Here is a 4,766-nt window from a genome sequence, read left to right on the forward strand (position 1 = left end):
CGCCGCGGCGGCGCTGCTCGGCGCCGCCGCGCTGCTGCCGCACAGCGCCGGGTCCTGGCCGCGGGCGCTGCTGGGCGGGGTGGTGCTGGGCGGGGCGTATCTGGTGCTGTTCCTGATCAGCCCGCGCGGAATGGGGCTGGGCGACGTCAAGTTGGCGCTGACGCTGGGCGTGGCCCTCGGCTGGTACGGCTGGGCGGTGCTCTTCTGGGGCGGGTTCGCCGGGGTGCTGCTGGGGTCGCTGTACGCGATGGCCCTGGTCCTGGCCCGGCGGGCGGGCCGCGGGACGCCGCTGGCGTTCGGCCCGTTCATGATCCTCGGCGCGGGCGCGGGGCTGGTACTGGGGGCGCTCGGCACCGGCTGACGCCCCGCCCCGTCGGCGCCGCGCACATCCTCACCCTCGCCGATGCATGGACAACCGCTCACGAAGGGTTATGGTGGAAACCCCCCCTCGGGCCGGTCCGTACTCCCCCCCACGGACCGGCCCGCTCTATTACGGGGTCTTTGTGGGGTCTTCGCGGCGTAACGGCGGCACACAGCCCGCACGATGTGTCACGCACCGTAACGGTGAGGCGGGTTCCGGACGGCCTCCGGACGTCCGTGCGGTGCCTCGATACCCCGTCCGACCGGCTCGGTTAGCCACCCCCGCCGCCCCGCAGTAGGGTGCTGCCCTTGGGGCGGACAGCCATGGCGAGCCATGCAAAGCACTGAGGGGCTGGAAGACGTGAAACTGCGCGACCTGGTGTACGGGCTCTACGCACGCCGGGTGGAGGGCCGCCTCGACCACGACCAGGTGCCCAAGCACATCGGCGTCATCCTCGACGGCAACCGCCGCTGGGCCCGCGCCTCCGGGGGCACCACCGAGCAGGGTCACAAGGCGGGCGCCAGCAAGATCCAGGAGATGCTGGGCTGGTGCAGCGAGACGGACGTCGAGGTCGTCACGCTGTGGATGCTCTCCACGGACAACCTGGACCGCCCCGAGGAGGAGCTGAAGCCGCTCCTGACCATCATCGAGGGCGCCGTGCGCGACCTGGCCGCCGACGGCCGGTGGCGGGTGCACCACGTGGGGAACCGGGACCTGCTGCCCTCCCGTACCCAGACGGTCCTCAAGGAGGCCGAGCGGGACACGGAGCACATCGACGGAATACTGGTCAACGTCGCCGTCGGCTACGGCGGCCGCCAGGAGATCGCCGACGCGGTGCGCTCGCTGCTCCTCGACCACGCCACCAAGGGCACGTCCTTCGAGGAGCTGGCCGAGGTCGTCGACATCGACCTCATCGCCGAACACCTGTACACCCGCGGCCAGCCCGATCCGGACCTGGTGATCCGCACCAGCGGTGAGCAGCGGCTGTCGGGCTTCATGCTCTGGCAGAGTGCCCATTCGGAGTACTACTTCTGCGAAGTTTTCTGGCCCGCCTTCCGCAAGGTCGACTTCCTCCGCGCCCTGCGTGACTACGCGGCGCGGCACCGCCGCTACGGCAACTAATCGCCTTATCCCACAAAGCAGTTCACCGGCCGGGGCCGGACGCGACACCGCGTCCGGCCCCGGCTGTCGTGTAGCACGCCCGTTCCACAACGTTCACGTACGGGCGTGCTACACGACAGCCGGGGCCGGACNTGCCATTGCATGGCCCCGCACCTTCGAGGGAATATCCCTTCCAGGTCGACGCCCTGTTCCACTGTCCAGTCGGGTGTCGAACTGCCAGCGGACGGCATCGGGCCGTTCGCCCGGGAGGCCCTTTGCACACGGACGACTGTGCGGATCGTGCGTATGACGCGGAGGGCCGGCGCTCGGCCCGTTCCGTGGGGTCTGAGCCCGGTCCGCTCCCCGTCTACGGCGGGGACACCTCACTCCCGCGACGCCGTCGCACCCCAACCTCTCCCGAGGGGGTTCGTCCACCCGTGGTGACCAGCAAGAAACGCCGCGAGCACGACCGGCGCACCTATGTCCTCGACACCAGCGTCCTGCTTGCCGACCCAGGCGCCATGTCCCGCTTCGACGAGCACGAAGTCGTGCTGCCGGTCGTGGTGGTCACGGAGCTGGAGGCCAAGCGACACCACCCCGAGCTGGGGTATTTCGCCCGGCAGGCGCTGCGCCTGCTGGACGAGTACCGCATCCGGTACGGCCGTCTGGACGCTCCGATCCCGATCGGCGACCTGGGGGGCACCCTGCGCGTCGAGCTCAACCACTCCGACCCGGGCATCCTGCCCGCGGCCTTCCTCACCCACGGGGGCCGCGTGGGGGACAACGACGCGCGGATCCTCGCGGTCGCCCGGAACCTCCAGGCCGAGGGGTACGACGTCACGGTCGTCTCGAAGGATCTGCCGCTGCGCATCAAGGCGTCCTCGGTGGGGCTGCTCGCCGAGGAGTACCGCGCGGAGCTGGCGATCACCGACTCGGGCTGGACCGGGATGGCCGAGCTGGCCGTCTCGGCCGAGCAGGTCGACGACCTGTTCGCCGCCGAGACCGCGTACATCCCCGAGGCGGCCGAACTGCCCGTGCACACCGGACTGGTCCTCCAGTCCGAGCGCGGCAAGGCGCTGGGCCGGGTCACCCCGGACGGCCAGGTGCGGGTGGTGCGCGGCGACCGCGAGGCGTTCGGCATCCACGGCCGCAGCGCGGAGCAGCGCATCGCGCTGGACCTGCTGCTGGACCCCGAAGTGGGCATCCTGTCCATGGGCGGCCGGGCCGGTACGGGCAAGTCGGCGCTCGCGCTGTGCGCGGGCCTGGAAGCGGTCCTGGAGCGGCGGCAGCACCGCAAGGTGATGATCTTCCGCCCGCTGTACGCGGTGGGCGGCCAGGAGTTGGGCTATCTGCCCGGCAGCGAGGCGGAGAAGATGAGCCCCTGGGCTCAGGCGGTCTTCGACACGCTGTCCGCGGTGACCAGTTCCGAGGTGATCGAGGAGGTCGTGGAGCGCGGGATGCTGGAAGTGCTTCCGCTCACCCACATCCGCGGCCGGTCGCTGCACGACGCCTTCGTGATCGTCGACGAGGCGCAGTCGCTCGAACGGAACGTGCTGCTGACCGTTCTGTCCCGGATCGGCGCCAACTCCCGGGTGGTGCTGACCCACGACGTGGGGCAGCGCGACAACCTCCGCGTCGGGCGGTACGACGGGGTGGTGGCGGTCGTCGAGAAGCTGAAGGGGCATCCGCTCTTCGCGCACATCACCCTCAACCGCTCGGAGCGGTCGCCGATCGCGGCCCTGGTGACCGAAATGCTGGAGGACGGCCGGATCTGAGCCGGTAGCGTCCGGTACGTCGGCAACGCGCCGCACGGAAAGGCCAATGAGCCTAGCTGTGCGGCGCGTTCTCGCGCGTGGATTTCCAGAAACCCTAGGGCGTAAACGGCATGTGAGCTTTCACACCTGCCGGGGAATTGCCTCCGGGTATCCGTCTCCGGCAGTCTGTGGGTTCTGTCAGGCCCCGCATACGGCACACCAGTACCGCCAGCGGTACAGAACCACAGCAGTACCAGAACTGAACAGAGTTCGCCGTATGCCGCCCGAGCACCTCGCGACCCTCCTGCGGGAGGGCGCACCGGGCCAGTGCCTCCCGTGACCAGCCACACCCACTGAGCAGTACCGGGGACGGAACAAGGGGAGGCCAGCGTCAGGGGCACGATTGCGCCCGCGAGGTCACCTAAGCGGGCGACGCTGGAAGGAAAACCGAGTGAGCCGGATTTCGGTCCGGGGATTCGCAGTGGCCTCGGCCACCGCGGTCACCACTGTGGGCGCCGTCGTCGGTGTCGCCGCGGGTGGCGAGCAGCAGAGCTCGTCCGACCCGATCGAGGCGACCGCCGCCGACTCGACGCTCCTAGCGGACATACCCGCGGGCCAGCAGGCCGTGGCGCAGACCGCATCCCTGACGCAGCAGGCGGACGTCCAGTCCACCGCGGCCGACGCGGAGGCGAAGAAGTCCGCAGAGGAGGCGGCCCGCAAGCAGGCAGCTTCGGACGCGAAGGCCAAGAAGGCCGCCGCGGACAAGGCAGCCGCCGAGAAGCTGGCCAAGGAGCGCGAGGCCAAGAAGAAGCAGGAGCTCGCGAGCCGTTCGGCATCGCGTGACTCCAGCAGCTTCCCGATCAAGGCCTCGTACACCACCGCCGAGGTCCAGGCCATGGCCCGGCAGATGATCCCGGGCGACCAGTTCCAGTGCTTCAGCAACATCGTGGACCACGAGAGCGGCTGGAACTACCAGGCCACCAACCCGTCCTCGGGTTCGTACGGTCTGGTGCAGGCGCTGCCCGCGTCCAAGATGGCCTCGGCCGGTGCCGACTGGAAGACCAACCCGGCCACCCAGATCAAGTGGGGCCTGGGCTACATGAACGACCGCTACGGCAGCCCGTGTGAGGCCTGGTCGTTCTGGCAGGCCAACAACTACTACTGATCGGACCGGGCCTCCGGCCGCTCAGTGACGAAAGCTTCGCGAAACCCCCGTCCGCCAGGTCGGGGGTTTCGTGCGTCCGCAGCCGGTAACGTCATCCCGACGACCACGGGGGAACCGGGGGTAGGAAAGCTGAATGTCCAGATTGCCAGATTGGGTCGGCAGATTGGGAGCCGGTCTGACCCGGCTCGCCGCGCGGCTCGAACACGAAGAGGCCGCGGCACGCGGTGACGAGAGCGGCGGCGGAGGAGCGGGGCGGCCGCCCGAGCCCGCCGGGGGCCCGGAGCCGTCACCGCGTCGGCCGGAGCCGCCGCACGAGGCGCCCGAGGACCACCAGGCGCACAGGCCGGAGGGGCCGCGAGGGCCGCAGGAGCCGCCCGAGGGGGTC

General features: G+C 70.3%; 4 protein-coding genes and 1 pseudogene. All 5 read left to right on the forward strand.

The window, feature by feature from the left end; all coding sequences use genetic code 11:
- Positions 1–361: prepilin peptidase (locus EEJ42_RS15995; RefSeq protein ID WP_184503111.1), on the forward strand; the 361-nt coding region annotated here is incomplete at its 5' end.
- A 360-nt stretch (positions 362–721) separates the two neighbouring features.
- Positions 722–1,483, forward strand: coding sequence for an isoprenyl transferase (locus tag EEJ42_RS16000; RefSeq protein ID WP_123100606.1), 762 nt, complete (start codon positions 722–724; stop codon positions 1,481–1,483).
- A 416-nt stretch (positions 1,484–1,899) separates the two neighbouring features.
- Entirely contained in the window at positions 1,900–3,237 is a 1,338-nt protein-coding gene (gene phoH2 / locus EEJ42_RS16005) for an RNA 5'-3' helicase PhoH2 (protein WP_123100607.1), read from the forward strand.
- A gap of 430 nt (positions 3,238–3,667) precedes the next feature.
- Complete coding sequence (locus EEJ42_RS16010) at positions 3,668–4,381, forward strand: aggregation-promoting factor C-terminal-like domain-containing protein (protein ID WP_123100608.1); 714 nt, start codon at positions 3,668–3,670, stop codon at positions 4,379–4,381.
- 133 nt (positions 4,382–4,514) lie between these two features.
- Positions 4,515–4,766, forward strand: a pseudogene (locus EEJ42_RS51850) (hypothetical protein); the annotation flags it as partial.

Source organism: Streptomyces botrytidirepellens, assembly GCF_003721215.1.
Taxonomy (GTDB): Bacteria; Actinomycetota; Actinomycetes; order Streptomycetales; family Streptomycetaceae; genus Streptomyces; species Streptomyces himastatinicus.